The following is a 25,692-nucleotide window of genomic DNA, read 5'->3' on the forward strand; positions in this document are numbered from 1 at the left end:
ATGTTGCGGGGGCTGCCGCCTTTTTCTGAAAGCGCTCAGGCTCTTTCTCAAATTAAGACGAGGCTGTCAGTTTCCTAGGCAGAATAGTCGCCTTGTGTCGTGATACTTTACACTCATATTATTGTTGCATTCCCGCCCAATCCTGAGAAAAGTACGCTCATAGCACAAGGGGGGGAGGGGAAATGAGATTGCGCACGTTCGCAGTATGGATCGGCTTTGCATTTCTATGCACTTCTCCCGCGGCATTTGCTGAACGCTACATCGTAATGATGAAAGCCGAAGCGCCGGTTTTCGCAGGCCGTGCCTCCTTTGAGGGTGAAATCGATGGCCAGGTTGAGTCTCGTTTGCACCAGATTAATTCCTATATTGTTAAAATCGACCGTGAAACAGATCTGGCTCGTCTTCGTCAGAATCCTGACGTTGAGACTGTCGAAAAAGATGAAATCCTTCCTTACGACCTTACAGTTCCCTTAGATTTAAAAGGCAAAGAAACACGAGTTCCCAACGACACACCTGTTGCGGGTGTTCCTTGGGGAATTGCTGCGATCAAAGCACCTGCCGCTTGGAAAAATTCTCGCCAAGGTGAGGGCGCTCGCATTCTTTTGATCGACAGTGGTATCGATAAAGACCACCCCTTCCTGAAAGACAATTTTGAAAAGGGTCGAGACTTCACTGGCGAAAGTGATGGCAGTGATTTTTCAGATATCCGAGGCCACGGTACTCATGTTGCGGGGATTATTGCTGCGAAAGCCGATGTGAATGGTTTTTCGGGGGTTGCTCCGAAGGCTAAAATTTTGATGGCCCGTGCTTGCTTTGAGAAGGGGTGCTCGACGGCAGCTATGATTGCCGCGATCAACTGGGGTGTTTCTCAAAAAGTCGACGCCATGAATATTTCTATTTCCGGTATTTCTTCGACGACCGCTCAAAATGAAGCCATCAATCGTGCTTTCAAGGCGGGGATTCCGGTTATTGCTTCCAGTGGGAACTGGGGCAGCAATCGCGTGTTTTTCCCAGCCGCATTGCCGACGGTAATCGCGGTCGGTGCCGTTGAGCCGACTTTGCAACGTGCGACCTTTTCGCAGTATGGACCGGAGCTCGCTTTGGTAGCTCCTGGTGTGGATGTCTATTCCACGTTCGTTGGGTCTCGCGGTAAAGTTCACAGCGTGAAAATTGAAACTTCAAAAGGGATGAATGCAAAATTTTTGGCGAGCACCTTCGGAGGCACGCGAGAAGTGCGCAATGCCCTTAAGGGCGAGCTTATTGACTGCGGTGAGGGGGATCTGTCGTCAGATTACCCAGCACGCGTTAAAGGCCGTATAGCCTTGATTAATCGCGGGACGAACAAGTTCATCAATAAGATCAATCTTGCGATCAAAGCTGGAGCTGTAGCGATTGTCTTCGTTAACGATAGACCGGGCCTACAAGAGGGCCGCTTTGGTGATAACGGAACGACTTTGCCAGTTTCTATATTCATGATCGAGCAACGAAATGCCCTGAAGGTGCGCGAACGTCTGCGTACCGGTGAAACTGTCACCGCGACTTTGCAAGTCGGGGCGTCTGGTTTTCAGGTGCTGAGTGGGACTTCGATGGCGGCTCCCCATGTAACGGGAGTTGTGGCTTTGCTAAAGGCAGCCAATAAGAAGTTGTCTGCGGCTCGAGTAAAGCAAATCCTTATGCAGACGACAGCGAAACCAGCGGGTGATAATTCTAAAAATGAATATGGTGCAGGATTTTTGGATGCTGAGAAGGCCGTGGCCGCAGCTCTAGGTCGCGCTATTTAAACTTCTCAACAGAGATCTCTTTGCCCAGATATTTCTGAAGTAAATGTTCATACTCCGGTGATGCCTTCAATGCCGCCAAACCACGATCAAACTTCTCTTTAAGCTCCACAGCCTCAGGTTGTGTTTTAGAAAGGTGCATGTAGATCGGCTCATTCGTCAGATCGATAATCGGCGTGATGATATCTTTAAGTTCGGGATGATGATTCAAGTAGTAATACAGAACCATTTCGTCGATGGCAGCGAACTTCACGCGACCGGACTCTACCAACTTAAGCGACGTCATATCATTCATCGTATAGTAACGAACGATGCGCGAGTTCTCGTCGAATTCTTTGCCAAAAGTAAATCCGCTTGGCAAAGCCACCGTCTTAAATTCCAAATCAGAAACTGATTTTGGTTTTTTAGTAGTTTGTTTTAAGTTTCGCTTGTTCGCGACAATCATCCCACGGCTACGGAACAGGTAATTGTTCGGGAATGAATATTTAATAGCAAGATCTTCGTTCTTGGCCGTATTAGCGCAAGCGACCTCTTTGCCTTCAGGCTCCGTCAATGCCAGGCAACGCAAATAAGGAACTTGTTGGATTTGAACCTCTGCTCCCTCAAGTTTCAGGGCTGCCTTCACCAGATCGATCGACAAACCTGCGGGTTGACCATCCTTCACATACGAGTATGGAGGCCAGTTGTCCTCAACGAGCACGCGATACACCTTTTTAGCATGTGCAGGAAATGCAATGCACATAACAGTGAGTAGGGTTGTAACGAATAGTTTGATAGCCGACATTGTTCGCACTTTATGCAGATTACTTTAAATATGCCAATTACTGTTATGCAAAGGTAAAAAAGTATTGGTGACCCCACCCCGACTTGAACGGGGATCTAACGTTTAGGAAACGTACGCTCTATCCAGTTGAGCTATGGGGTCCCCCCGAGTCGCTAGAATTCCGATTGTAGGGGAGACGATTGGACGGGCCAAGTGCTTTTTAAAACCACAGGGCGTCCTTGGAAAATCAAAACTCCTGAGCTTCCATAGTGAGTCAAACGTGCGGCCCACTCGGCAACATTGGTTGTTGGCGTCCAACGCACCCATACAAGTGTTTGGTCTTTACGATTCTTTAACCGCATAGCCAGCGCGCTGTCGATTTGTTTGAGATTAAATTTTTGCTCGTTGATGGACATTTCAGTGCTGGTTAAATCGAACTTTTGATCCTGAAGCTCACTTTTTACGAAGTCAGCAAAGGCCGTGTGGTCTCCCACGAAAACCAAGGCGCCATCATCGGCCAGGGGAGAGTTGTCCTCAATAAATTGGGAGCTTGTGCGACCCTCAATTTTTTTAGACCACGCCTGGATAAAATCCGCAGCCCCTTTGTCATTTCTTGCCGAATAGAAATGTACGGTAGGAGATCCAAAAACCATCGATAAGGTAGCCGGGCGCTCTTCGCTATAGAGTTGGCGGAAGACCTGGAAGTCAGGGTCCACAGCAATTTTCAATGGGCGAGCAGAGGTCATCATCACCGTGGGTTGTCGTGAGCTCGTCAATTTGATTTTGAAGCGAACTTCTTGAGAGTTTTCAAGTGTCAGCACCACCGGGATTTCTAAATCATAGACCGGTGTTTGCAGTTGACGGATTTCAAAGGACACATTGAAGCGTCCATCAGTCCATCCCATCACGCGGGCATCAGTCAAAGCGATCTCTGGTGCGCCTTTGCGCTCCACCCATTGTGCGAAGAAGTCAGTCAGGTTTTGACCCGTGACTTTTTCAAAGCTCAATTGAATGTCATGATAGCTGGCTGTTTGAAATTGGCGAGTTGCATAGAAGTCCTTTAGTGCTTTCTCAACCACAGTGCGACCGAACTTAGTTTCTAGCATAGAAAACAACATCATGGACTTGCCATAACCGACAGCTTGAGAGCTGGAGTTGTGACGGCCCTTGAAATCTTTTAGAGCAATGTCTTTTTCAGGCGATCCAGCAACAAAGTCTGCATAGTTCATCAGAACATTCATGCGATAGTCGCGACCTGCTCCAGATTTTTCGGCTTGCCAGTAGTCCGCCATGTAAGTCGTAAGACCCTCGGCCCAATTGCCACTGTCCTCGGCGACATAAACGCTGTTACCCCACCAGTTGTGCAAAATTTCGTGAGGCAATGATGTCGTCAGAATAAATGGGAGGCGAATAACAGAGGGCCCTAGCAGAGTGAACGACGGCATCCCATAACCAGTCTCCCACATGTTTTCGGCAACTGAAAATCCCGCATAGGGATAAGGCCCCAAGATTTGACTAAACTGTGCGACGTATTCTGGAATGAGTTTCAAATAACTTTGTGCCAGAGCTGGATCATCTTTGCGTAAAAGGACCTGGTAGATGCGACCGTCTGCACCCGTCGTGCTGTGAACTTTGAAGTCGCCAGCAACTAAGTAGATGTTTTCTTGCGGATAGATTTCGTTAAAACGAGTGGTTGTGAAGTCTTTGTTGCTTTCAAGTTTCGCCAATTGTCCCTGCATCAGGGAGCGCCAAGTTCCAGGTGTTTTAACCGTTGCCTCAAAACTTAAAGGCAATCCCAAGAACACGGGGTACCAGTAAGTATTACCGAACAACGCTGCACCTTCCGCAGAAATCAAGCCACTGCTTTCTTGATTTTGGATCGGATCGTAAATCACACCATGGTAAGCCAAGGTCGCTAGGTCATCGGCGGTTCCCAATGTTAGACCATATTCAGAAAACTTTTCGTCGGCTGTTGCGGCATGGATCAGTGTCAAAGAATCATCGGGGCTGATCACGGAAACTGAGAGATCTTTATGAAGCAAGAAACTGATTTTTCGTGAAGTATCTTTAGCGAAGCGCAGAGTGTCTTCTGCTTTAAGCATCTTAAGACCCGGCATCAACTCCACAGACATTTTGTGATGAACTGTTTGCGCGTGAACGTGCAGGGAAACTAAAAGGAAAAATAAAATGCCAACGACTAAAAGCAGTTTTTGCATCGCCTGTGATTTGGACGAAACCATGTGTATGAACCTCGTGAAGGAGGCACTTTTTACGCCTGAACTACAGAGTCGTCAAAGGGGATTTAAGCTTCTCCGACAAGGGCTTCGTTGCATCAAAAAGGAAGTGAATCTTATCCCACTTTTCGCAGGTCGGAGACTCGATATAAACGTTTTCCCCAGTCCACGGATGGGTGAACTCGATGCTGCGAGCTTTTAAGCATAACCCCGCGATTCCTAAGTCATTTCTAAAGAATCGGTTGTGATGAGAGTCGCCATGGTAGGCATCCCCCAACAGTGGATGTGAGATACGATTGAAATGGCGACGAATTTGGTGATAACGACCCGTATGAGGTTTAGCCTCCACGAGTGAGTAACGTGCCTTCGGAAATTTTTTCCCAACCGCAACTGGAATCTCGATGGTGGCTTTACGCATAAACGAGGTGTGAGCTGGGACCAGATCACCGGTGGAGTCTAATTCTAGAGGAACTTCAATTTCGCCACTTTCAGGAATAAAGCCACGAGTGACACCCCAATATGTTTTATGCGGGCTTCTTTCTGCAAACATTTTGCAAATCGTACTCGCTGCAGGGGATGACAAGGCAAATAGCAAGACACCACTGGTCGCTGCATCCAGGCGGTGCACCGGATACACGTGTTGCTTCATCATATTGCGAACCAAGTACAGACAGATTTTGTCGCGAGGAATTTTATATTGCGAATCCTCAGGAGGATGAACGTGAAAACCTGACGGTTTATCCACGGCAATAAAATGACTGTCTTGGTACAAAAGTTTCATGACCGGGAAACTAGAAGTCTTGCCTGCTTTTGTCCAGGGATTCCTTTGATCATTCGCATAGGACCTCGGAAAATTGGTTCTTTCGCCTTTATTAAAGGATTCTAGAGTAAAAAGTGGAGGGGCTTTATGAAAAGTAAGAAAGTTCTTTTTGTGGCGACCAATTGTGATCGTTTGGGGAATACCGGCCATCGCACGGGAGCTTTTTTATCAGAGCTGACTCATCCTTACGAAGAAATCTCCGCGGCAGGTTACGACATCGATATTGTTTCGCCCAAGGGAGGTGAGATTCCTTTAGATGGTGTGAAAATGGACGATCCGATCAACGCCGTGTGGATGAATGACGAGGAATTTTTAGAGAAAGTTGAACACAGTCTTAGTTTAGAATCAGTCGAAGCCCATGAGTATTGCGCGATTTATTTTGCTGGCGGACATGGTGCGATGTTTGATCTGGCTGACAATCCTGTACTGAATGCGATCACATCTGAGATTTGGGAAAATGACGGTGTTGTTGCAGCTGTCTGCCACGGGACTGCGGGCTTAGTGAATGTGAAAACCTCCGATGGAAACTACCTGATTAAAGACCATGAGATTGCGGCCTTCAGTAATTCCGAAGAAGAAGCCGTGGGTATGGAAGAGGTCGTTCCATTTTTACTGCAAGATAAAATTGAATCTCGTGGAGCTAAATACACCCATGGTTCTAAGTTTGCGCCCCATGTGGTTAAAAGTGGTCGTATAGTGACCGGGCAAAATCCCGCATCTGCTATGGGCGTGGGCCAAAGTGTTGTCGAAATTTTAGAATTCATCGAAGAGGGCCGGGCTCTGCCAGAAGTGAATTGGTGTGAGTGGCATGCACATCCTTAGTTTTCAAAATATTTTTTAAGAACATTTTCGGTGGGAGTTTTCCCGAGAGGGGAAAACCCGCCGTTCTCAATCAGATCGGTGTCCTCATCCACGAGGATTTGCCAAATTCCAACACTCTTCATCCACGGTGTTTTTTGATTCCATACCGAAAATAGCAACGCATCCCAGGCAACCGCTTGATGTTGAACATTGATGGGAGCCTCATCGCCTTCGTACAAATAAGGCGAGACAAAACACTTATCGACACTGCGATAGCCGACCTCTTGTATAGCAAGATCTTTGCGGCTTTCCGTGGCTTGGTTGATCTGGCTCAGAGAACGCTCGAGGTGGCGGGAGTACTCGATACTAAAAGGTGTCAGCAGTGAAAACAGTCCGTCATAGCTTTCTGGATAGTGCGTGTCTTTGTCGCCAAGGGCGCGGTAGTAATCTAATCCGACAAAATCAAGTTCGCGCCAAAATTGCCGAAGGTATTGTTGGTGTAGAATTTCTTTATCGGTGCGAGCTTTGAAGGTCATATCGTGTCGCCACTGTTCAAACTCTCCACCCCAAGTTCGTTTACCACCTTCTAAAACATACTGATCGGTGTAATTGGCACCGTAAGTCAGTTGCACGGAGTCTCCGACAATTTGCCGAGCTCGTTGAGTGAATTTTATCCAAAGATCGGGACGGCCAAAGCGATGTTTTTGATTTCTGCTACCCAATCCAGATGTTAGAGAATGCATTTCGGCTCCCAGAGAGTACCAAGCAGCATCGGAGCGCGCGGCGATTTTCAAATACCTCTCATGGTATTGATAAAAACTATCGAACCATTTTTCCGGTTGAGAAGGGTGGATCACTCCATGCCACCAAGTAATGCCCGCCTCATCAGTGTAGGGGAATTCACCATGGGGGCCGACCACTAGAAGAATCGGGCGAAAAGCAACTTTGAGTCCAATTGATTTAGCATAATGAATTGTTGCTTCGAGGTGGTGTTCTTCTTCACGCTGTTCCTCTGGCGGGACGACGGAGGTCACGTCATTGCTATAGCCCCCAACCATTTTCGCTCTGAAGTTAAAAATAACGGTGTCGATGCTAAGGTTTTTTATTTTATCTAAAAGTCGGCGCACGCGCAGACCTTGTTCGCTATCGTCCACACGAAATCCCGTTGGCCAATAGGTGATAATATTGACGGCAGCCTCGCGCGGAGGTTGCGCAAAGATCGCGGTTGACGCCAGAAAGAGGGAGATGAAGTAAATAAAAAACCTCATTCCTTTATTCTTATTGCTCTGGAGTATTAAGCAAGATGACAGCTAACAATACAGCCAGCAAAACAGGGCGACTTCTGTCGAAGATCCAGTGTTGAACTTCAAATTTACTCTGAAAAACAGGCGGTTCATGATTAAGGACATGATGAACTTCACTTTGGGTCTTTCAATATTTCTGATGACGTCATTCTCTGCAAATGCATCTTCACCAGCACCGCCTTTGTATGAAAGTGTGCTGATGATCGGGGATGATCACGTTGCGGGAAGTTTCGGAAATGCGTTGGATGCGTACCTTCGAACCATCGCGGTCGAGGTAAATTCCATAGGAGAATGTGGGTCTACTCCCGCAAATTGGATTGGAGTCAGGACCTCTTTCGAGAAGGCAAATTGTGGATTCTGGCAGCGAGATATAAATAATCAGGAGAAGGAATCCGCCGAGGTGAAGTCGCGCTCTATATATGAAGAGATCGCGAAGGCAGATCCAGATTTGACGGTGATTGTTTTGGGAACTTACATGTTAAAGAGTTCAAGGTTTCTTAAAGACGAAGAATCTTCAGTCGAAAAAATCCTCCTCGAAGTTGAAAAGGCACGCAGCAAATGTATCTGGATCGGACCTCCGCAGATAAAAAAGGAACCTTATGCGAGTAATTATTCTGAAGGTGTGAAGTTGCTCAAGAAGTGGGTCACGAAAAATCGCTGTGACTTTGTCGATAGCTCTCAGTTTTCCAAGTATAAAGGCAAGGGCGGCATCGAATATCAGGTCGCCGCAGGAACGCGATGGGCCTCTGCTGTCATTCGAGAAATCGATAAAATCAATCGTCCTTCTCCTCGAGAACAACAACAACTAAACATTGATCCGTTCTTTCCAGGCACTCAGCCCATGGATAAGTATCCGCGCTAATTCTCCTCTGGAATCTGCTGGAAATTGTCCAAAATCTTCCGTGGAAATATGACGAAGTTCCAGTGATTTCAGAGTGAAAATATGGAGTCAAAGCACTGGAGTGAAGATCTCTTAGTCAAAAAACCCCATTCGGCAAAAAGTTCTGCAGTATCAAGTTGAGATTGCAAGAGTTTTTTATCGTTTAACTGTCATTTGTGCGTGAAAATTGTCGATAAGGCCTGGGGGGGCGAAATGCGATTCTTAGTATTACCACTTTTCATATTAGGAATGAATGGGACCATAGCGAACGTTGCGCATGCGCAAGTTAAGCCGGTTCTTTCAGCGAATGATCCTTCCGCAATGGAGCAAAGAGCACGAAAGCTTTATGAACGTCTGACTGGTACGAAACTTCCGGCTGATAGCCCTACAATTGCGCAGATGGTGACTTTGTTAAACAGAGGACAAGTTGCACAAGCAGCAGAGATTGCTACTGCTGACGACAACTTCCTTAACATCACAGTTAAGTTGTGGGCTTTGAAGCTTTCAACTCGTGATGAAACAATTAAGACAGAACTCAATGACATGGTTACATCATTCATTGGGGTGACTCGTGACGACAGAGATGCTCGCGAGTTATTGACGGGTAACTTCTATTACCGCGGCAATACGAATCTTGCCAACGTACGTGGAAGCCTTGTTCCAGATCTATTGATCTCGAACAATCACTATCTTGATTTAGAAACACAGCGTGTGAACTTGGCAAGAAACCTGGTTCGCGTTGCGAACCAGCAAATTGCGACAAGTGCAACAGCGTCGGCAAACAATCCCGATCCAGCTGGTGTCTTGACGTCTCGTGCTTTCATGAGTGCGCATGCATTGATGGGTACGAACCGTCGTTTGGTTGAATATACTTTCCGTGAATTCATGTGTGTGCCTTTGCAAGACTGGGCAGATACAGGTGCGTCTGACTTGCGTATCGGTCGCGATATCGACCGTTTCCCAGGTGGCGACCATATGAAGTTCCTTACTTCTTGTAAGGGCTGTCATACAGTGATGGACGGTTTCCGTGGTGCTTTTGCGAAATGGGATGTGGGTGATACTCCACTAGGTATCAAACACTCTGACGTAAATCCACGCACTGGTAATAACAACGATTACAATATCAATGCGAATACAACGACAGGTGTTGTGAATAAAATGAACCGCAACAACACAGTATTCCCATCTGGTTATGTGATGACAGACAGTTCGTTCTTGAACAATGCGATCCGCGAAAAGAATGCGAATTTCTTTGAATGGCGCGGAGCTGCTTCAGGCGGTACTGGTGTGAAAGACTTCGGTACAGTGGTTTCTAACTCTCGTCGTTTCAGTCAATGTATGGCGAAACAAGTTTTCGAAACAGTTTGCCGCAGAACTCTGGATCCGGTGACTGATGCCCAAAAACTTAAAGAGTGGGGCGATGATTTCGAAAAGTCCGGTTACAAGCTTAAGAAACTGTTCGAAACAACAGCTACTAGAGCAGAGTGCTTGGGATAATTGGGGGAGTTATGAATAAAAAATATATTAAAATACTATTTTATGTTCTGCCTTCCATGTTCATCGTGACAGTCAGTTTTAATAACTGCGGTCGCTATGGTGATATCGCTGGCAGTACAAATATGTCTTCGACTACGGGTTCAGCAGTTGTTGAGCCAGAAACAGATTCAGAAAAGCTGGGTATTCCGTATGCACTTTTGTCTGCGGAGCAAACTTTTGCTTCAATGACTCGTGTTGCAAACGTAACGAATATCAGCACGGCTCTTTCGAATGAATACACAAATCGTTACGGTGCCCTGGCGGGTGGTAATGACTTGAGTATGGCGAATGGTCCGTTGATGTTAAGTGCAACGAGCTTGGCAGGTGAAGTGTGCAATTCAGTTTTGACGACTGAAAAAGCTCAGGCCGCTGGCGACAGATCGTTCTTCGGAAGTGTGAACTTTGCGACGGGCGTATCATCAGTAACTGATGCTCAGTTCAATGCAAGCGTTCGCGGTATGGCTCGCTCTTACTGGGGCCGTAACGAGACAGCAGCAGAGCTAGCCGCGTTGCAAGCTTATAAAGGTGAATTTATCACAGCCTTGGCGGCGAACGTCCGCACTCAGGCTGCGTCGACTAACAACTTAATGTTGTCGACTTGTGCAGCGATGCTTTCGAGCCTCGATGCCATTACATACTAAGTTTATTTTGTTTTTTTGATTGTTTAGTTCTCTGGGGGGAGAATATGGCTAAAGATAAAAAAGATATCCCAATGTGGGCTTTAACTGGGCATAAAAAACCCGTAAGCCGCCGTGACTTCCTTTCCGCTGGTATTATTCCATTTGCTGCGAACATGTTCGTACCAAACTGGGTGTCCTTGATGTTTGGTAATAAAGCTCATGCAGCGGATTGCCCAACTCCTGAATCATTGATTCCATTCGTAACGGTGAATTTAAGTGGTGGTGCCGCGATGGCAGCCAACTACGTGCCAATGAATGCCAAACGCGAGCGTTTGGCTACTTACAACAAGCTAGGTCTAGGTAATAACCAAGTACCTATCGAGCGTGCTTTCGGTAATGCGCCGTTTGCAGGTGATGGCATCAGTAAGTTCCTAACGGGCATTAAAGCGCGCGCAACAGCGACGACGATGGCTAAAACAGCCTTCATCGGCTTCTGCGTCGATTCTCAAAATGATACGAATCAAAACAAATTTGACGTATCAGGTGCGATCACGAAGGCCGGCTTGGTAGGTGCGAATCTTCCAAACATGGGTAACCGTGGTACACGCACAGGTATGAATCAATCAGCGGGCTTTGCTGCACCTCCGGCGCCATTGGTTGTTCGTAACTATACTTCGTTGCTAACTTCTATTGGTTACAGTGCTTCGTTGAATACGGCACTTAACAACTCTCAAAAGAATTCATTGGTGAAACTAATGAGCAATCTTACTGAGTCACAAACTCGTAAAATTGCTTCGATCGACGGCGGTCAAACTGTGAAAACAGTTTTGGACTGTGCGGGTATTAAAAACGTCGACGTGATGGCACAAGGTGCTTCCACGGTGGATCCTCGTTCGAACACTCAATTCGCCAACGTTTGGGGTGTTAATAACAACACTGCAAATACCAACCGCGAATTGTTGTTTGGTGCGATGGTTTACAACACGCTTCTTGGTCAAGCGGGTTCTTCAAATATCGAACTTGGTGGTTATGACTACCATGACGGCACTCGTACATCGGGTGATAATAGAGACTTGGATGCTGGTAACGAAGTCGGTCGTATTCTTGAGAGTGCGAACGTTCTGCAAAAACCAATCATGGTTTTGGTTGTTTCCGACGGCTCAGTTTATAGTGATGCGTCTGACAACCGCGCAGCGGGTTGGGCCGGTGACCGCGGTCACGGTGTTGCTTACTTGTTCTACTACGATCCAAAAGGTCGTCCAGCAACAAGTGACTTCCAAGTAGGTCAATTCAATGACAATCAGGCTTCTGATCCGACATTCTTTGCCGGTTCGAATCCTGAAGCAATTGCCGCAGCAGTTTTTGCGAACTGGTGCCAAGCAAATAAACGTATGGACTTGTTCGACAGAGTAGGTGGTCGTATCCTAGATACGAGCCAGCTTTCTCAGGTAATTAAGGTTGCCTAAAACCTGTAAGGCCGTTCGCTCGGGGGAGTGAGAACGGCCCGTTGTACGTTGACTCTGTGTACTTGGGGGATGTGATTGGGAAACTCTAAATTTGTTCAAAAAACACTATGGGCCATCGGTGCCATGATCACAGTTGTTGCATTCAACAACTGCGGTGAGGGCTTTACTACGATGAATCTGGGCTCGATTTCAGGCGGGAGTGTTGAGTTTTCAACTTCCGGCGGTGAAACTTGTGAAGAGGCCATTGTCAAAGTTTACGCTTCTACATTCCATCCATTCTTGTCGCAGACTTGCGGCGGTTGTCACGTACCAGATGGTATCGGTTTAGGTGTCTTCGGTTCCTCTGATGTGAAGGCTTCCTATGTTTCATTCGCATCAGTAGGCGCTGCAAAAATTTCTGCTCAAGCAGTGAATGCTGCTCATAAACCACCTTACACAGGTTCCCAAAACCAAGCACGCATTAACGAAATCAACGGTTACTGGTCAACGGCTCAAGATAAGTACGCTGACTGTTTAGTAGAGAACGGTTCTGCTCCAGCAGTTTCCTGGAAAGCTAAGTCTTCAATGATGGCGATCCCTGCCGCTGCTTACACAACAACAAACTTCCAAACTGTGACATTTGACTTGGCCCTTGGCCAACCAGCAAACCCATTGACTGCAACGATTGAAGTTCGCCGTTCTGTGGTATCTGGTGCTATCGTAGGTTACGAATTTAGAAATCCATCTTTACGTTTGAAAAACGTTTCTTCTGGTAGTTACGAAGTTAAAAACATTGGTCTTATCGTGAATGGTATTTTGGCTGAAGAAGCTACAACTTACCAAAACGTAAGTGCTGTTATTGCGACGACGACTTCAACAAATCTGTCTCCGGGCACAGCGAATGCGATTTTCGCAACGACTCCGGTATCGGGTGATAGAATCGGTCTGCAATTTGAAGTTTTGAAATCCACGACGGCTACGGCTCCATCGCCGACTCCAACGGCGACAGCAACGGCGTCTCCAAGTGCGACTCCAACAACGATGACTTATACTCAGTTGGCGGCGACGGGTGGTGTGTTTGCACAAAACTGCTTCAGCTGTCACCGTACTGGTTACAGTCTGGGCGGATTGAACTTGCAGGATTATGCCCAAGCGAGAGCTGCTGCTGGTAACATTCGTTCTCGTATGAACGGTGTCGGCGGAGTTATGCCTACGAGTGGTATGCTAGGTGAATATCCACGTGCACTAGTAGATGTTTGGATTAATACAGGCACTCCTCAATAGGGAGCGCCGCAAAATAACTAACTGCATTTGGTAGCTTTTGATTTGCGCCTCGGGGGCGAGACCCATAGACTTAATGCGTATTAAGTCTTGAGTCTTGTCCATCAAATGAGGTTGCAGCGTGATTTTACTTCTTCCCTTTTTGCTAGTCGCAGGAATTTTATTTCCTGAATCAAGCCAGGCCTATCCTGATTTTATTTCTTATGGATACAACACATGCATCACTTGCCACTACAATGGCCAAGGGAATGGTGCTTTGACTGATTACGGTCGCGCTTTGTTCGCAACTGAGATTGCTTCACGTGCAATCTATAACGACAAGCTGACAGAAGAAGAGATCGGTGCAAAATCCGGATTTCTAGGGACAACGCAATTGCCATGGTGGATTCGTCCAGGCATCAAGTACCGTGGTTTGTACTTCCAACAGAACCCGGGCGGCCCTGCGGTCATTTCCAAATACATCACGATGCAAGCCGATGCGAGCGTCGCTATCCAATTGGATCGCTCTGCAAAATACCTATTTATGTTGTCTGGTGGTTATCAACCCACTCCCGCGTCGCGTGCAAATGCTGACGATCCAGAAAATAAAAACATGATTTCCCGCGAGCATTACTTCCGCTGGCAGGTGAATAAGAAATTTTATACTTATGTGGGGTTGATGGATAAGGTCTTTGGTATCCGTACTGCCGACCATACCGCTTATTCTAGAAATGCCACGGACGTTGCACAGAATGACCAAGCTCACAGTTTGATCATGCAGTACTACGGCGACAACTGGGAAATCACCGGTGACCTGTTCATGGGTAATATGATCCAAGAGGACGAGGACGTTCGCCAAAAAGGTGCGTCAGTGATGATGGAATTCGACGTAGCTGATAAAAATCGCGTCGGTTTCGCAGTCATGCAATCCAAAAATGAATACATCGAAAAAACTCGTTTCGAAGTTCACCAAAAATTGGGCTTTGAAAAAGGCGACAGTTTGCTGACGGAGCTTGGTTTTATCAAGGACAGTCCATTTTCTAATCCTAGCGATAAAGTCGGCGGGTACTTGATGCTACAAAGTTTGTACGGCATCACTCGGGGCTACAATATCTTGAGCCAGATCGAGTATTTCAATGCCACGTTGTCATCAGAATCTCCGGATGAGTTTAAGTGGTCTTTCGGTCTTTTGGCATTCCCTATGCCGCGCATGGAGTTCCGTGCTGGATTTACCAATCTTCGTCGTCTGACGGATGAAAGCGTTAACACTGACACTTGGCAATTGCAGACTCAGCTGCATCTTTCATTGTAGGAGCGAGCATGAATAAAGCGATTATAACTTTGATGTTGGTGCTTTCGACTTCCGCAGCGTTGGCGCAAAATGCAAGTACGGCTAAACCACGTGCCGCAAAATCCGTAACAGCGATCGAGAAATCTCTGATCTCTGTAGAGTACAATTCTTGGGTTGAAAAGCTTTCCGTATCAAGTGCTTCAGGAGCTACTGATTACAAGGCCACTTACTATGGATTTGGATTGGGTTTTGAAAAGAACTTTTATTATCCAAAGTGGGGTTGGGGTATCGGTGGCGGTTTTGCTTCTGGTAGCGCCATCGGCGGTGATAAAAACGTCGGTCTAAAATACTTCCAAGCACGTGTTCCTTGGACGACTCTGCGTATTTCTCCGCGTGTGTTCTGGCGTTTTGGACCGAAAGTGGACATGGGTTTTTCTTTATCCAGTTATATCAAGAATGCAGACTGGCCAACGGGTGATTCTGGAGAGTACACAGTACAATCCGGTTCTAAAATGATCACAGGTGGTTTCGTTGATTTACGTGCGCGCATCAGTAACTCGCTAGAGTTTATGCAAAGCTTTGGATCGGTCTATAAAGACGAAACGATGTACTGGCGTTTAGGTCTTGCTTACAGAATGTAGGTTTTAATAAAGCCGAAAAAGAAAAAGCCCACTTTCCAGTGGGCTTTTTTATTACATATTTAAGATCCAAGTTTCGAGGGCCTGCATTTCTGTCACAGAAAGAGTACCTCCGCTTGGTGGCATATTTCCGCCGCCGACGCTGTTGCCGGTGATCTTTGTATAAAGAATCGAACCAGAAAGACTGCCCGCCGTCACAAGTCCACGAGACACGAATTGAGACTCGGAGATATTTGCCCAAGCAGGGTGACTCGCCTGAGTATGGCAAGTCGCACACTTATCACGAAGAACCGCTTGCGCCGCTTGGAACTGCGGAGAACCGCCGCCACCTTCACCATAAGTATCCGCATCATCCACGGAGGAGTTATAGCTCTTACCACAGCTTAAAGGCGCCAAAAGTGCCAAGCCGATCGTCCCTGTAAGTAGTAGTCTAGTCATAGTTCTTAATCGCATACCTTATTAAGCCACGTCATTTTGAAAACTAAAAGCAAACAAAGGTCTAAGTCTTGTTTCCTTGTCTCAAACTGAACCGGAATGACTCCAACAAGGGGATTTCCCAAAAAAAAGCGGAGCTCCATTACAGAGCTCCGCTACCACTGAGAGATACGGGATCGGGAACAATTAGAAATTCATGCGACCAGAAACTGTCATTACATAGTATTGCAGTTTTTCGATCGGGTTATAGTTCATAACCTGATTTTGGTATGACTGATAGCTGTTGTTGTTATCGTAGTTAATACGGTTGGAAAGATTCCACATATATCTGAAATCCAAACCGATAGAGTATTTCGGAGAGAATTCCAAATCCGCACCAACCAAGGCACCCAAATCTACTGCGTGAGAATTCGCCTCAGATTTGTTGTTGTAAGCGTATGCCCAGCTGTTGTTTTTCATTTCATACGTTCTGTATGAGTAAGCAGCCAAAGCACCGATTACTGGCTTAACGATACCGTCAAAGAATTGGATCTTTGCAGCCAACGCACCAGTGTATTGGTTCACGTCTACGTTATTGTTATAACCATATGGGTAAGTAATCCAGTTACCTTGCTCAACTGTGTAGTTCGAGTAAAGGAATGAACCTTCGATGATGAAACCATCAACTTTGTTACCGAACGCAACACCCAGAGAGTAGTTACCTTTAACATTAGAAACATCTGGATAGTCACCAAGACCGATCAAACCAGAAACGTATTTGCTACGGATTGGTTCTTCTGGTTTGTTCTTTTCCAAAGAAGCAGCCATTTCTTGACGGATCAACTCACGAGTCGCTGAATCGTCTTGAACTTGTTTTTCAATAATAACTGGAGCCGGAGCCGCCACTGGAGCCACAACTACTGGAGCTGCAACTGGTTGCTGAACTGGAACCTGTTGTTGTTGATTTAGGTTGTTAAATTTATCACCGAACAAAACGTCAGCACGACGTTTTTCGTCTTCCATACGAGATTGCTCAAGTTTTTCTACGATTTTTTGTTCAGTTTGAACCTCAGCATCTTGACGGCTCTTACGGATTGCTTCCGCACGAGACTCTGCCAATGGAGATGCTTCAATAACAGTTGTAGGCTGTTTTTGAACCTGCTGAGTAGCTGCAGATGCCTGCGCTGCTTGAGCTGGAGAGTTAATAATATAGATAGGCTGTGGCTTCACAGACTGTACTTCACCTTGCGCTGCCGCAGGTAAAACAGTTGTGTTAGTGCCAACAGCTTGAGTTGGAGCTTGCTTGGAATACATAGCATCCAATTCAGCATCAACCTCGCTATCAAGACCCTGAGCCAACGCGAATACCGGCGCCATGCTCAAAGCCGCAAGGATATAGATATACTTTTTCATAAAGTCTCCTCAGTGTGGTTTTGAAAACCTTTTTTAATCGATAGCCACTAGAGCAAGGCCGATGCCAACTTGGCCGAGATTCGTCCCTACCGTGTAAGTTATTGATATATTAGGGGTTAGTTGTCCTAAGTTTTCTGGGGTGTTTCGTGTCCTTGCATAAAGAAGTGACAACTCTTAGAACGCTTCCTGAACTTCTTTCAAACTGGGGTCACTTTGGCCTATAGCGCCAAGTCGGCTTAAAAAGCGGGCAAAAACGCAGAAAAATAAGCCTTTTAGAAAAAAGATGTTGAGGATCAGGGCCTTCTAATATTAAAAAGATCACCTCACTGCGGGTGTGGTGAAATGGTAGACACAGAAGATTCAAAATCTTCCGCGAAAGCATGGGGGTTCAAGTCCCTCCACCCGCACCAAATCCTTCCAAAGGAAGGACTTCAATCAACCGACTTTACAGTCGGTTTTTTTGTTTCTAGAATAGTCCCATGCGCATCTTGCTTTTATCTCTTTTCATCTCCAGCCCAGTTTTTGCGGCAACGGTCGTTTCTGAAACCGTAGGCCAAGTGGCGGATTACATTATCACCAGTCGCGAGGTGCAAATCACCACGGCTATCGATGGAATCCTTTATCCTCCCAAGGATAAAAAGGGGAACGCATTGGCAGAGACAGCTCCGGGGGCAAAAGAGTTTCGTTCTCATGTGACGGCTGTTTTGTTGGAAGCCGTGGTTGCGATGGAGGCGGAAAGCTTTAACGTCGGAACAGTTGCCGAGGGCGATCTGAGCGAGGCTTTGGCTAAAGTTGAAAAGGCTTCCGCGGGAAAAACCTATTGGAATCAACTTCAGCCCACGACGGCTGAGGTCAAGAAATTCACCTCTCGCAAACTTGTGGCGAAAAGCTTCATTCGCTTTAAAACCACGTCCATGGCCGGAATCATTTCTGACTTTGATGCTCTTGAGTACTATCAAAAAAATCGCGTGAAATTTGGCAGCACAGCCTTCAAAGACATCCGTGACAACATCAAGGGTTTCCTTGCTCAACAACAGTTAGAGGATCGCTTGCGAGCGTGGTTCGAGCTGATGAAGCGTAAATACAAGGTTCGAAACTTTATCTAGGCCTTTATGAAAATCGAGTCTCTGTACAGTCCTCATAAAACAGCGATGCGGGAGTTGGTGGAAGCCATTCATCAACAGTCGGGCGAAATGCTCGCCCAGTTTTATTGGCCAGCAGATTTGCTCGGAGCCGAGATGGCTACGGCGGAGGCCGTCGGGATTTTTGAGGGCGAGGAGTTGGCTGGATTTGTTCTTTATCGGGAAATGCCTGATGTCTGGGAGATCTCTTTGGTCGCGACTCATCCGCGATTTCAGCGTCGTGGCCTTATGGAGAAGCTGATTAATCACATGATTAACGCAAAGGGTCAAAATAGAGAGCTGTGGCTGGAGGTGCATGAAAGCAATCACTCGGCGCAAAATCTCTATGAAAAACTCGGGTTTAAGCTCACCGGTCGCCGCCCGCGCTATTATAAGGATGGGGCCACAGCACTTTTGTATACCTGTCCCTAGAGCAAGGCGAACGACCAGATAAGTCCTTGCACCTATTCGATTTTTTTGCTAGTTTAAGGACGTTCGATGGGCCCAACAGGCCCATTTTTTTTTGCCACTGAATTCTTTTTGAGTTCTCGGACAAACGGGATGTGCCAGCCAGATACGCTTTAAGCGTTTGAGCCGGTACACGCTGCAGGCTTCGTTGGATATTTCCCAACAGCTTTAAGCAGGAGTCACTTCATTAGTAAGCTGAAACCACCGTCTGGGCGGGGGAGTGGCTGAAGTTATAAGGAAGTGAAGAGATGTCTGAGAGACCCTCTTGGTTAGATCAAGTTGAAAAAATCGCAAGTGATGCTGCCGAAAAAAATGGCTGCCTACTTTACGATATTGAATTCGTAGGGATGGGTAAAGGTCGTACTTTGCGTCTGTTTATTGATACAGAGGCTGAGGGCGGAATCAGCTTGGAAGATTGCTCAAACGTTTCTAAATCCTTCAATGAGGTTTTGGAAAAGGATGAGGAAATCATTCCGGGTGCAGCTTATGCCTTGGAAGTTTCAAGCCCAGGTTTGGAACGCCACTTGGTAAAACCATGGCACTTCCAAAAAGCAGTGGGTAAGAAAGTGTATCTGAAAACGTCTAAGTCTTTAGAAAGCATGGGCGTGACAGATAAAAAATGGAAAGCCGCTAAAACCGTCGAGGAAGTTATTGAATCCGCTGACGATCAAGCTGTGCGATTCGTGGTCAAGGACGTCGAGATTAAAATCCCGTACGGCATGATCGAAAAAGCTAAAGTTTTGTTTGAAATTAATAAAGGTCAAAAAAAGTAGTAGAGAGGATAAGCCATGGCTGAAAATGTATTTTCAGATCTTTCGAAAGTGATTGAACAAGTCGGTAAAGACAAAGGTATCGATAAGCAAATCGTTATTGAAGCGATCACTCAAGGTATGCTTGTAGCAGCTCGTAAAAAATACGGTACTTACCGTGAAATCGAAGCCGCTTACAATGAAGAAACTGGCGAAGTTGAATTGTTCGAGTTCAAAGAAGTCGTTCCTCGCGAAAAATTCGTAGATGAGGAAGTTGAAATTCCTTACGACGACGCTGTTAAACTAGATCCAAACGTTCAAATGGACGATTCTATCGGTATCAAATTGGAAGCTTCTGATTTGGGCCGTATCGCAGCTCAAACTGCGAAACAAATCATCATGCAAAAAGTGCGTGATGCAGAACGCTCCATCATCTTTACAGAATTCGAAGAGCGCAAAGGCGAAATCGCTTCTGGTATCGCTCGTCGTGTTGAAAAAGGCGCGATTGTTGTCGATTTGGGTCGTACTGAAGCGTACATCCCACCTCGTGAACAAATCCCTGGCGAACAATACAAACCAGGTGACCGTATTCAAGGTTACTTGTCTGAAGTTCGTCAAACAACTCGTGGTCCACAAATCATCATGTCTCGCGCTGATGAACGTTATTTGATGAAACTTTTCGAAATGGAAGTTCCAGAAATTTACGACGGCGTAGTTGAAATCATGGCTGCGGCTCGTGAGCCAGGTCAACGTGCTAAAATCGCAGTTCGTTCTAACGACCAAACTGTTGATCCAGTAGGTGCTTGCGTTGGTATGAAGGGTTCTCGTGTACAAAACATCGTACAAGAACTTCGTGGTGAAAAAATCGATATCGTTCCTTGGGACGAAGATATCACTCGTTTCGCGGTAAACGCTTTGGCTCCGGCTGAAATTTCTCGCGTATTCCTTGATGATACAAATCGTGAGATGGAAATCGTTGTTCCAGATTCTCAATTGTCTTTGGCAATCGGTAAACGTGGTCAAAACGTTCGCTTGGCAGCTAAATTGACGACTTGGAAATTGGATATCATTTCTGAATCTTCAGCGGCTTCTCGTACAGCTGAGTCGATCTTCAATTTGATGTTGATCCCAGGCATGAACGAAACTATGGCACAAAACATCTTCCAATCTGGCTTCGGTTCATTCCAATCTGTAGCGCAAGCAGCAGTTCAAGAGTTGATGACGATCCCAGGTTACGATGATCCAGAAAAGGCAGAAAAACTTTCTAACGAAGCGAAAGCTTTGCTTAAGAAGTACGAAGCTGAAGGTACTCCGGTTCCAACAGCTCCATCTGCTGCTAAAGACAGCAAAGTTGGCGGCGGTTCTGCGAAAGCTCAAGCCGATGCTTTGTTGAAGCAAGAGTTGCAGAAATTGAACTCTCAAGAAGCTGAAGAAGAATAGATTTTAAGTTTAAAGTTACAGTTACTACACAGGGAGACTGAGTGAGTAATCCAAAAGTTTTTGAATTTGCGAAAGAAATCGGGATGACCCCGCTGGCTTTGATGGACAAGATCCGTGAATGGAACTTGCCTATTAAGAGCCATATGGCGGAATTGGAACCGCAAGTTCTTGAGCAGATTAAAATTAAGTTGGGTGGTGGCGATAAGCCCGCTGAGGAAGCGAAACCCAAAAAAGCAGCAACTCGTAAAGCGCCAGCTAAGAAAGCAGCTGCCGCTGCAGAGGCTGAAGCAGCTGCTGCGCCTGCACCCGCAAAAGTAATTCGTCGTAAGACGAAAGAAGAAGCGGCTCCGGTTGAAGCGAAAGCAAAAGTAATCTCTAAGCCCGAAGTTGATGAGGAAGCAGAAGTTGAAGCTCCAAAAACAACTCGTGTTGTAGTTAAGAAGCCAGCAGCGGCTAAAGAGGAGGCTGTTGAGCCAACTCCTGCTGTGGTGGAAGAAAAGCTTGTTGCGAAACCAGAACCAACTCCAGCGGCTCCGGCAGCACCAGTAGTTGAAGCAAAAGTTGAAGCACCTGCAGCTCCTGCAAAAACAGAAGCTCCAGCGCCGGTTGCGGCGGCTCCAACTCCAGCAGCTCCAGTGCAAGCTCGCAAAAAAGAAGTTGTGGTGGGAACAAGCGGTGTCGCAAGTTCTTCAACTCCGGCTTCTGCGCCAAAAAGAAATATCATTGGACGTATGGATCTTTCCCGCGTTCAGACACAAGCTCCACAGCGCCCACAAGGTGATCGTCCACAAGGTGGATTCCAGCCTCGTTCAGGTGGTGGTGCAAGTGCTTCTTTCACAGGCCCTCGCCCAGGTGGTTTCAACCGTCCTGCTGGTGGCGCGCCGACACGTAATATCCGTCCTGGTTTCGTAGCTCAACAAGCTCCGCCAGAATTGCCACCAGAAGGTGGCGCGGATCACCATCACAATAAGGACTTCGATAAGCGTAAGCGTTTCGGAGCTCCGACTCCGGCTCCTGCGTTTAACGCAGGTCCAAGTGCACGTGAGAAAGAAAAAGAAGAAGAAATTAAGAGCTTCAACGCTGTTGATTTCCGTAAACGTGAGATGGTCTTCCAACCTAAAAAGAAGAAGACTGTTATGGAGCAAGGCCAAAAGACTCAGATCACTACAGCCGCGGCTCATAAACGTGTCGTGAAAGTTAACAACTCCATGAAGTTGACAGACTTGGCAATGGCGATGGGCTTGAAAGCTCCGCAATTGGTTAAAGTTTTGATGTCGAATGGTGTGATGGCGAACATGAATACAGACTTGGATTTCGATACGATCGCATTGATCGTGCCTGAGTTCGGTTGGGAAGCACAAAACGTATTCAAAACAGCTGAAGACGTGGCGTCTGAAACTGCATTCGGTGATTTGGATGCAGATAAAATCACTCGTCCACCAGTTGTTACAATCATGGGGCACGTTGACCATGGTAAGACATCATTGTTGGATGCTATCCGTAATGCTGACGTTGCTAAAGGCGAGGCCGGCGGTATCACTCAGCACATTGGTGCATACTCTGTAAAAATTGAAGACGGTTCTTTGATCACGTTCCTAGATACTCCGGGTCACGAAGCCTTCACGGCAATGCGTACTCGTGGTGCGAACGCGACAGATATCGCGGTTATCGTGGTAGCTGCGGATGACGGTATGATGCCGCAAACGCAAGAATCTATTAACCATGCTAAAGCAGCAGGCGTACCTATTATCGTTGCTGTGAATAAGATGGATAAACCGGGTGCAAATCCGGACCGTATCAAACAACAATTAACTGAACTTGAAATCGTCCCAGAAGAATGGGGTGGTAACACGATCTTCGTGGAAGTTTCAGCACTTAAGAAAACAGGCTTGAAAGAGCTTCTTGAGCAAATCAAATTGTTGGCTGAAGTTGGTGAATTGAAAGCCAATCCTAAACGTTCGGGCACAGGTCTTGTGATCGAAGCGAAAATGGAAAAAGGCAAAGGACCTGTTGCAACACTTCTAGTTAAAGACGGAACTGTTTCAGTCGGTCAGTACATCGTAGCAGGTACAATGAAAGGCCGCGTTCGTTCATTGACGAATGATAAAGGTCAAAAAGTTGAATCTGTAGGCCCAGGTCTTCCAGTGGAAGTTCTTGGTCTTGATGGGGTTCCAGCTGCGGGTGATAAGTTCGACATCGTTAAAGATGAAAAAACAGCTGAAGAGATGTCTACATTGAGAAAAGAGCAAGCAGCGAAAGCGGCGAACACTCCTTCTCAAAAAATGTCTTTGGACGAGATCTTCTCTAAAGTTAAATCTGGCGATGTGAAAGAGCTTGCGATCATCTTGAAAGCAGACGTTCATGGTTCTCTTGAGGCTATCAACGGAATGCTTTCTAAGCTTGTTACTCCGGAAGTTAAAGTTCGCGTGATCCACGCGGCTGTCGGCGGTATCAATGAGAATGACGTAACTTTGGCGAACACTTCTAAAGGTATCGTTTTGGGCTTCAACGTACGTCCTGACTTGGGCGCACAAGCTAAAGCGAAACAATTGGGTGTCGACATCAGAACTTACTCAATCGTGTACGAATTGATTGATCAAATGAAAGCCGCTATGTCCGGTCTTCTTACTCCAGACATGGTTGAAGAAGTTATGGGTCGTGTGGAAGTTCGTAATACATTCAACGTACCGAAAATCGGCGTTATCGCTGGTTGCTTCGTTATCGATGGTAAAGTTCAACGTAACAATTCGATCCGTCTTCTTCGTGAAGATAAAATCATTTACGAAGGTAAAATCTCATCGCTTAAACGTTTCAAAGACGATGCTAAAGAAGTGGCTTCTGGCTACGAGTGCGGTATCGGCATTGAAAACTACAACGACATTAAAGTTGGCGATATGATGGAAGCTTTCGTGAAAAAAGAAGTAGCTAAAGAGTTGGGTATCTAATGAAGAACGTGGGTGATGGACGCAGAGTCGCACAAGTAGAGCGTCAAATTCAGGCGACCATTGCTCAGTTCCTTATTAAGGGCTTTAAAATGCCGTTGCCAGGTTTGGTGACGGTAGCCGCAGTTAAGATGCCAGCGGACCTTCGTGCTGCAAAAGTTTATATCAGTGTTCTTGGGTCTGAAGAGGCTCAAGATGAAGCTGTTGAGCTTTTGCAAGAGCGCGCTTTTGAAATCCAAAATTATATCGGTAAAGAATTGAAAATGCGTTACTGCCCGAAACTGAAGTTCTATGCAGACCATGCAACAGAACAAGTTTTGAAGGTGGAACGCATTATCTCTGATCTTGAGGCTGAACGAAAAGCCAAAGAACCTAAGAACGAATCCGAATCTGATGACGAATAATTCTGAAAATACAAAATCTACTCCTGCGCAGCAGGAGGGTAGACCGGCAAGGCGTGAGCCCGTTCCGTTTGATGGACTGTTGCTGGTTGATAAACCGTCAGGCATTTCCAGTCATGACGTTGTTTCTCGTTTGCGCCGTATTATGGGCACAAAATCCGTGGGGCATTCGGGCACTTTGGATCCGATGGCTTCAGGTTTGATGGCCTGTTTGATCAACGAAGCCACGAAACTTTCGCAATACATTCTTGAAGGCGACAAGGGTTATCGCGTGCGCATCCAGTTTGGAATTCGCACAGATACTTTGGATACGACCGGCGAAGTTCTGGAAACAAAACCTGTGAAATTAAACGAATCCGTTTTGCTGGCAGAGGCGATGAAGCTTCAGGGCGAAATGGAAGTCGAAGTTCCGATTTACTCGGCCATCAAGGTTCAGGGTAAAAAACTTTACGAATACGCTCGTCAGGATAAAGACGTCGTGATCCCTAAAAAGGTCATGAACTTCTGGGATATTAAGTTCCTAGGAATGGGGGAGGATTGGGCTGAGTTCGATCTTCGCTGCTCCAAGGGAAGCTATATCCGCACCTGGGTCGACCTTTTAGGGCAGGCTTTAGGATGTGGCGCGGCGATGAGTGCTCTGCGCAGAACCTATTCTGCTCCCTATAATCTGGAGCAGGGGCAAACCTTGGAAGCTATTGAGGAGTGTGTAAAAAAGAACACTCTTTCAGGGGCTTTCGTGGCGATGGATGCGGCTTTGCCGATGGTAAAGCGCCTTCGAGTGAAAGGGCAGGATCAGGTCCTCTTAGGGAATGGTCAGATCAGCCATGATCTCCGTAGCCAGCTTATAGCCGTTTTTAAGCCCGAAGAAGACCAATACGTGCAGATTCTGGCTCTGGATGGGGGCAAACTTCTGGCCATTGTGGGCTTGGAGCCGGGCCGGGGATTCGTCCTCAAAAGGGTCTTTAAATACTAATTATTTTCACTACTTGACCCCGCTTGCGGGAGCAGATAGAACCTTACCAAACCTGCCTAGGATCGACAGCCATGACGACTAAGGCGGGGAGTTTAAAAACAGGCGGCAACGCCAAAACAGGAGACGCTAATGGCAGTCACTAAAGAACAAAAAGCACAGATCGTTAACAAGTTTAAAACTGCAGGCCTTGATACTGGTTCACCGCAAGTACAAGTTGCGTTGATCACTGCACGTATCAACGATCTTACAGGTCACTTCACAACTCACAAAAAAGATTTCCACGGTCGTCGTGGTCTTGTGACTTTGGTTAACCAACGTCGTAAGCTTTTGGATTACTTGCACCGCAAAGACGTTAAGGCTTATCAAACTCTTATCAAAGAACTTGATATCCGTAAGTAATC

23 protein-coding genes and 2 tRNA genes are annotated in these 25,692 nt (G+C 46.5%); 18 read left to right on the forward strand and 7 right to left on the reverse strand.

What is annotated here, in order from left to right:
• Nucleotides 1-182 precede the first annotated feature (182 nt).
• Nucleotides 183-1,781: a S8 family serine peptidase gene (locus tag ACLVWP_RS07465; protein WP_413561039.1), complete on the forward strand. Its 1,599-nt coding sequence runs from the start codon at nucleotides 183-185 to the stop codon at nucleotides 1,779-1,781.
• Here the strand turns inward: ACLVWP_RS07465 and ACLVWP_RS07470 are convergent.
• The 4 genes from ACLVWP_RS07470 to ACLVWP_RS07485 all read right to left on the reverse strand — a co-directional run bounded on the left by ACLVWP_RS07470 (nucleotide 1,774) and on the right by ACLVWP_RS07485 (nucleotide 5,556).
• Nucleotides 1,774-2,562, reverse strand: a complete 789-nt coding sequence (locus ACLVWP_RS07470; protein WP_413561040.1) for a substrate-binding periplasmic protein — start codon at nucleotides 2,560-2,562, stop codon at nucleotides 1,774-1,776. The genes ACLVWP_RS07465 and ACLVWP_RS07470 overlap by 8 nt on opposite strands.
• A 65-nt stretch (nucleotides 2,563-2,627) precedes the next feature.
• Nucleotides 2,628-2,703, reverse strand: a tRNA-Arg gene (locus ACLVWP_RS07475).
• Between the two features lie 11 nt (nucleotides 2,704-2,714).
• A complete protein-coding gene (locus tag ACLVWP_RS07480) occupies nucleotides 2,715-4,781 on the reverse strand; it encodes a M1 family metallopeptidase (protein ID WP_413561042.1) in 2,067 nt (688 codons plus the stop codon).
• 40 nt (nucleotides 4,782-4,821) lie between these two features.
• The gene (locus ACLVWP_RS07485; RefSeq protein WP_413561043.1) at nucleotides 4,822-5,556 is read right to left on the reverse strand and encodes a pseudouridine synthase; all 735 of its coding nucleotides are present in this window, start codon (nucleotides 5,554-5,556) and stop codon (nucleotides 4,822-4,824) included.
• Between the two features lie 126 nt (nucleotides 5,557-5,682).
• Here ACLVWP_RS07485 and ACLVWP_RS07490 point away from each other — a divergent pair, with 126 nt between their 5' ends.
• Nucleotides 5,683-6,417, forward strand: coding sequence for a type 1 glutamine amidotransferase domain-containing protein (locus ACLVWP_RS07490; RefSeq protein WP_413561045.1), 735 nt, complete (start codon nucleotides 5,683-5,685; stop codon nucleotides 6,415-6,417).
• Here the strand turns inward: ACLVWP_RS07490 and ACLVWP_RS07495 are convergent.
• Complete coding sequence (locus ACLVWP_RS07495; protein ID WP_413561047.1) at nucleotides 6,414-7,664, reverse strand: glycoside hydrolase family 113; 1,251 nt, start codon at nucleotides 7,662-7,664, stop codon at nucleotides 6,414-6,416. The two genes, ACLVWP_RS07490 and ACLVWP_RS07495, sit on opposite strands and share 4 nt — an antisense overlap.
• Before the next feature lie 139 nt (nucleotides 7,665-7,803).
• Here ACLVWP_RS07495 and ACLVWP_RS07500 point away from each other — a divergent pair, with 139 nt between their 5' ends.
• From ACLVWP_RS07500 to ACLVWP_RS07530, 7 genes are all read left to right on the forward strand, one after another.
• Nucleotides 7,804-8,562, forward strand: a complete 759-nt coding sequence (locus tag ACLVWP_RS07500; RefSeq protein WP_413561049.1) for a hypothetical protein — start codon at nucleotides 7,804-7,806, stop codon at nucleotides 8,560-8,562.
• 231 nt (nucleotides 8,563-8,793) lie between these two features.
• Nucleotides 8,794-10,077 carry a hypothetical protein gene (locus ACLVWP_RS07505; RefSeq protein ID WP_413561050.1) on the forward strand — a complete coding sequence of 428 codons (1,284 nt, stop codon included), beginning with the start codon at nucleotides 8,794-8,796 and terminating at the stop codon, nucleotides 10,075-10,077.
• Nucleotides 10,078-10,088: 11 nt separating this feature from the next.
• Complete coding sequence (locus ACLVWP_RS07510; RefSeq protein WP_413561051.1) at nucleotides 10,089-10,757, forward strand: hypothetical protein; 669 nt, start codon at nucleotides 10,089-10,091, stop codon at nucleotides 10,755-10,757.
• Between the two features lie 44 nt (nucleotides 10,758-10,801).
• Nucleotides 10,802-12,202 carry a hypothetical protein gene (locus tag ACLVWP_RS07515; RefSeq protein WP_413561053.1) on the forward strand — a complete coding sequence of 467 codons (1,401 nt, stop codon included), beginning with the start codon at nucleotides 10,802-10,804 and terminating at the stop codon, nucleotides 12,200-12,202.
• Between the two features lie 75 nt (nucleotides 12,203-12,277).
• Nucleotides 12,278-13,465, forward strand: a complete 1,188-nt coding sequence (locus ACLVWP_RS07520) for a hypothetical protein (RefSeq protein WP_413561055.1) — start codon at nucleotides 12,278-12,280, stop codon at nucleotides 13,463-13,465.
• 118 nt (nucleotides 13,466-13,583) lie between these two features.
• Complete coding sequence (locus ACLVWP_RS07525) at nucleotides 13,584-14,753, forward strand: hypothetical protein (RefSeq protein WP_413561056.1); 1,170 nt, start codon at nucleotides 13,584-13,586, stop codon at nucleotides 14,751-14,753.
• 8 nt (nucleotides 14,754-14,761) lie between these two features.
• Nucleotides 14,762-15,373 carry a hypothetical protein gene (locus ACLVWP_RS07530; RefSeq protein WP_413561058.1) on the forward strand — a complete coding sequence of 204 codons (612 nt, stop codon included), beginning with the start codon at nucleotides 14,762-14,764 and terminating at the stop codon, nucleotides 15,371-15,373.
• Nucleotides 15,374-15,424: 51 nt separating this feature from the next.
• Here ACLVWP_RS07530 and ACLVWP_RS07535 read toward each other — a convergent pair whose 3' ends face one another.
• Complete coding sequence (locus ACLVWP_RS07535; RefSeq protein WP_413561059.1) at nucleotides 15,425-15,808, reverse strand: hypothetical protein; 384 nt, start codon at nucleotides 15,806-15,808, stop codon at nucleotides 15,425-15,427.
• A 183-nt stretch (nucleotides 15,809-15,991) separates the two neighbouring features.
• Nucleotides 15,992-17,197, reverse strand: coding sequence for a hypothetical protein (locus ACLVWP_RS07540; RefSeq protein WP_413561060.1), 1,206 nt, complete (start codon nucleotides 17,195-17,197; stop codon nucleotides 15,992-15,994).
• A 328-nt stretch (nucleotides 17,198-17,525) separates the two neighbouring features.
• Between ACLVWP_RS07540 and ACLVWP_RS07545 the strand changes: the two genes are divergently transcribed.
• The 9 genes from ACLVWP_RS07545 (at nucleotide 17,526) to rpsO (ending at nucleotide 25,690) form a co-directional block, all read left to right on the forward strand.
• Nucleotides 17,526-17,607, forward strand: a tRNA-Leu gene (locus ACLVWP_RS07545).
• 69 nt (nucleotides 17,608-17,676) lie between these two features.
• A complete protein-coding gene (locus tag ACLVWP_RS07550; protein ID WP_413561061.1) occupies nucleotides 17,677-18,303 on the forward strand; it encodes a hypothetical protein in 627 nt (208 codons plus the stop codon).
• A 6-nt stretch (nucleotides 18,304-18,309) separates the two neighbouring features.
• Nucleotides 18,310-18,750, forward strand: a complete 441-nt coding sequence (locus ACLVWP_RS07555; protein ID WP_413561062.1) for a GNAT family N-acetyltransferase — start codon at nucleotides 18,310-18,312, stop codon at nucleotides 18,748-18,750.
• A gap of 284 nt (nucleotides 18,751-19,034) precedes the next feature.
• Nucleotides 19,035-19,559: a ribosome maturation factor RimP gene (gene rimP / locus ACLVWP_RS07560; protein ID WP_413561063.1), complete on the forward strand. Its 525-nt coding sequence runs from the start codon at nucleotides 19,035-19,037 to the stop codon at nucleotides 19,557-19,559.
• 15 nt (nucleotides 19,560-19,574) lie between these two features.
• The gene (gene nusA, locus ACLVWP_RS07565) at nucleotides 19,575-20,975 is read left to right on the forward strand and encodes a transcription termination factor NusA (protein ID WP_413561065.1); all 1,401 of its coding nucleotides are present in this window, start codon (nucleotides 19,575-19,577) and stop codon (nucleotides 20,973-20,975) included.
• Between the two features lie 41 nt (nucleotides 20,976-21,016).
• The gene (gene infB, locus ACLVWP_RS07570; protein WP_413561066.1) at nucleotides 21,017-23,920 is read left to right on the forward strand and encodes a translation initiation factor IF-2; all 2,904 of its coding nucleotides are present in this window, start codon (nucleotides 21,017-21,019) and stop codon (nucleotides 23,918-23,920) included.
• Nucleotides 23,920-24,321 carry a 30S ribosome-binding factor RbfA gene (gene rbfA, locus ACLVWP_RS07575; protein WP_413561067.1) on the forward strand — a complete coding sequence of 134 codons (402 nt, stop codon included), beginning with the start codon at nucleotides 23,920-23,922 and terminating at the stop codon, nucleotides 24,319-24,321. Before infB ends, rbfA begins: the two co-directional genes overlap by 1 nt.
• The gene (truB, locus tag ACLVWP_RS07580; RefSeq protein WP_413561068.1) at nucleotides 24,311-25,291 is read left to right on the forward strand and encodes a tRNA pseudouridine(55) synthase TruB; all 981 of its coding nucleotides are present in this window, start codon (nucleotides 24,311-24,313) and stop codon (nucleotides 25,289-25,291) included. The genes rbfA and truB overlap by 11 nt, the downstream gene beginning before the upstream one ends.
• Nucleotides 25,292-25,420: 129 nt before the next feature.
• Nucleotides 25,421-25,690: a 30S ribosomal protein S15 gene (gene rpsO, locus ACLVWP_RS07585; protein WP_413561070.1), complete on the forward strand. Its 270-nt coding sequence runs from the start codon at nucleotides 25,421-25,423 to the stop codon at nucleotides 25,688-25,690.
• Nucleotides 25,691-25,692: the final 2 nt, after the last annotated feature.

Source organism: Bdellovibrio sp. HCB209 (assembly GCF_047306065.1).
In the GTDB taxonomy this organism is placed as follows: Bacteria; Bdellovibrionota; Bdellovibrionia; order Bdellovibrionales; family Bdellovibrionaceae; genus Bdellovibrio.

Coding starts and splice junctions, on each gene's coding strand:
- ACLVWP_RS07465 (WP_413561039.1), top strand. CDS start 183: ATGAGATTGCGCACGTTCGCAGTATGGATCGGCTTTGCATTTCTATGC.
- ACLVWP_RS07470 (WP_413561040.1), bottom strand. CDS start 2,562: ATGTCGGCTATCAAACTATTCGTTACAACCCTACTCACTGTTATGTGC.
- ACLVWP_RS07480 (WP_413561042.1), bottom strand. CDS start 4,781: ATGGTTTCGTCCAAATCACAGGCGATGCAAAAACTGCTTTTAGTCGTT.
- ACLVWP_RS07485 (WP_413561043.1), bottom strand. CDS start 5,556: ATGAAACTTTTGTACCAAGACAGTCATTTTATTGCCGTGGATAAACCG.
- ACLVWP_RS07490 (WP_413561045.1), top strand. CDS start 5,683: ATGAAAAGTAAGAAAGTTCTTTTTGTGGCGACCAATTGTGATCGTTTG.
- ACLVWP_RS07495 (WP_413561047.1), bottom strand. CDS start 7,664: ATGAGGTTTTTTATTTACTTCATCTCCCTCTTTCTGGCGTCAACCGCG.
- ACLVWP_RS07500 (WP_413561049.1), top strand. CDS start 7,804: ATGATGAACTTCACTTTGGGTCTTTCAATATTTCTGATGACGTCATTC.
- ACLVWP_RS07505 (WP_413561050.1), top strand. CDS start 8,794: ATGCGATTCTTAGTATTACCACTTTTCATATTAGGAATGAATGGGACC.
- ACLVWP_RS07510 (WP_413561051.1), top strand. CDS start 10,089: ATGAATAAAAAATATATTAAAATACTATTTTATGTTCTGCCTTCCATG.
- ACLVWP_RS07515 (WP_413561053.1), top strand. CDS start 10,802: ATGGCTAAAGATAAAAAAGATATCCCAATGTGGGCTTTAACTGGGCAT.
- ACLVWP_RS07530 (WP_413561058.1), top strand. CDS start 14,762: ATGAATAAAGCGATTATAACTTTGATGTTGGTGCTTTCGACTTCCGCA.
- ACLVWP_RS07535 (WP_413561059.1), bottom strand. CDS start 15,808: ATGACTAGACTACTACTTACAGGGACGATCGGCTTGGCACTTTTGGCG.
- ACLVWP_RS07540 (WP_413561060.1), bottom strand. CDS start 17,197: ATGAAAAAGTATATCTATATCCTTGCGGCTTTGAGCATGGCGCCGGTA.
- ACLVWP_RS07550 (WP_413561061.1), top strand. CDS start 17,677: ATGCGCATCTTGCTTTTATCTCTTTTCATCTCCAGCCCAGTTTTTGCG.
- ACLVWP_RS07555 (WP_413561062.1), top strand. CDS start 18,310: ATGAAAATCGAGTCTCTGTACAGTCCTCATAAAACAGCGATGCGGGAG.
- rimP (WP_413561063.1), top strand. CDS start 19,035: ATGTCTGAGAGACCCTCTTGGTTAGATCAAGTTGAAAAAATCGCAAGT.
- nusA (WP_413561065.1), top strand. CDS start 19,575: ATGGCTGAAAATGTATTTTCAGATCTTTCGAAAGTGATTGAACAAGTC.
- rbfA (WP_413561067.1), top strand. CDS start 23,920: ATGAAGAACGTGGGTGATGGACGCAGAGTCGCACAAGTAGAGCGTCAA.
- truB (WP_413561068.1), top strand. CDS start 24,311: ATGACGAATAATTCTGAAAATACAAAATCTACTCCTGCGCAGCAGGAG.
- rpsO (WP_413561070.1), top strand. CDS start 25,421: ATGGCAGTCACTAAAGAACAAAAAGCACAGATCGTTAACAAGTTTAAA.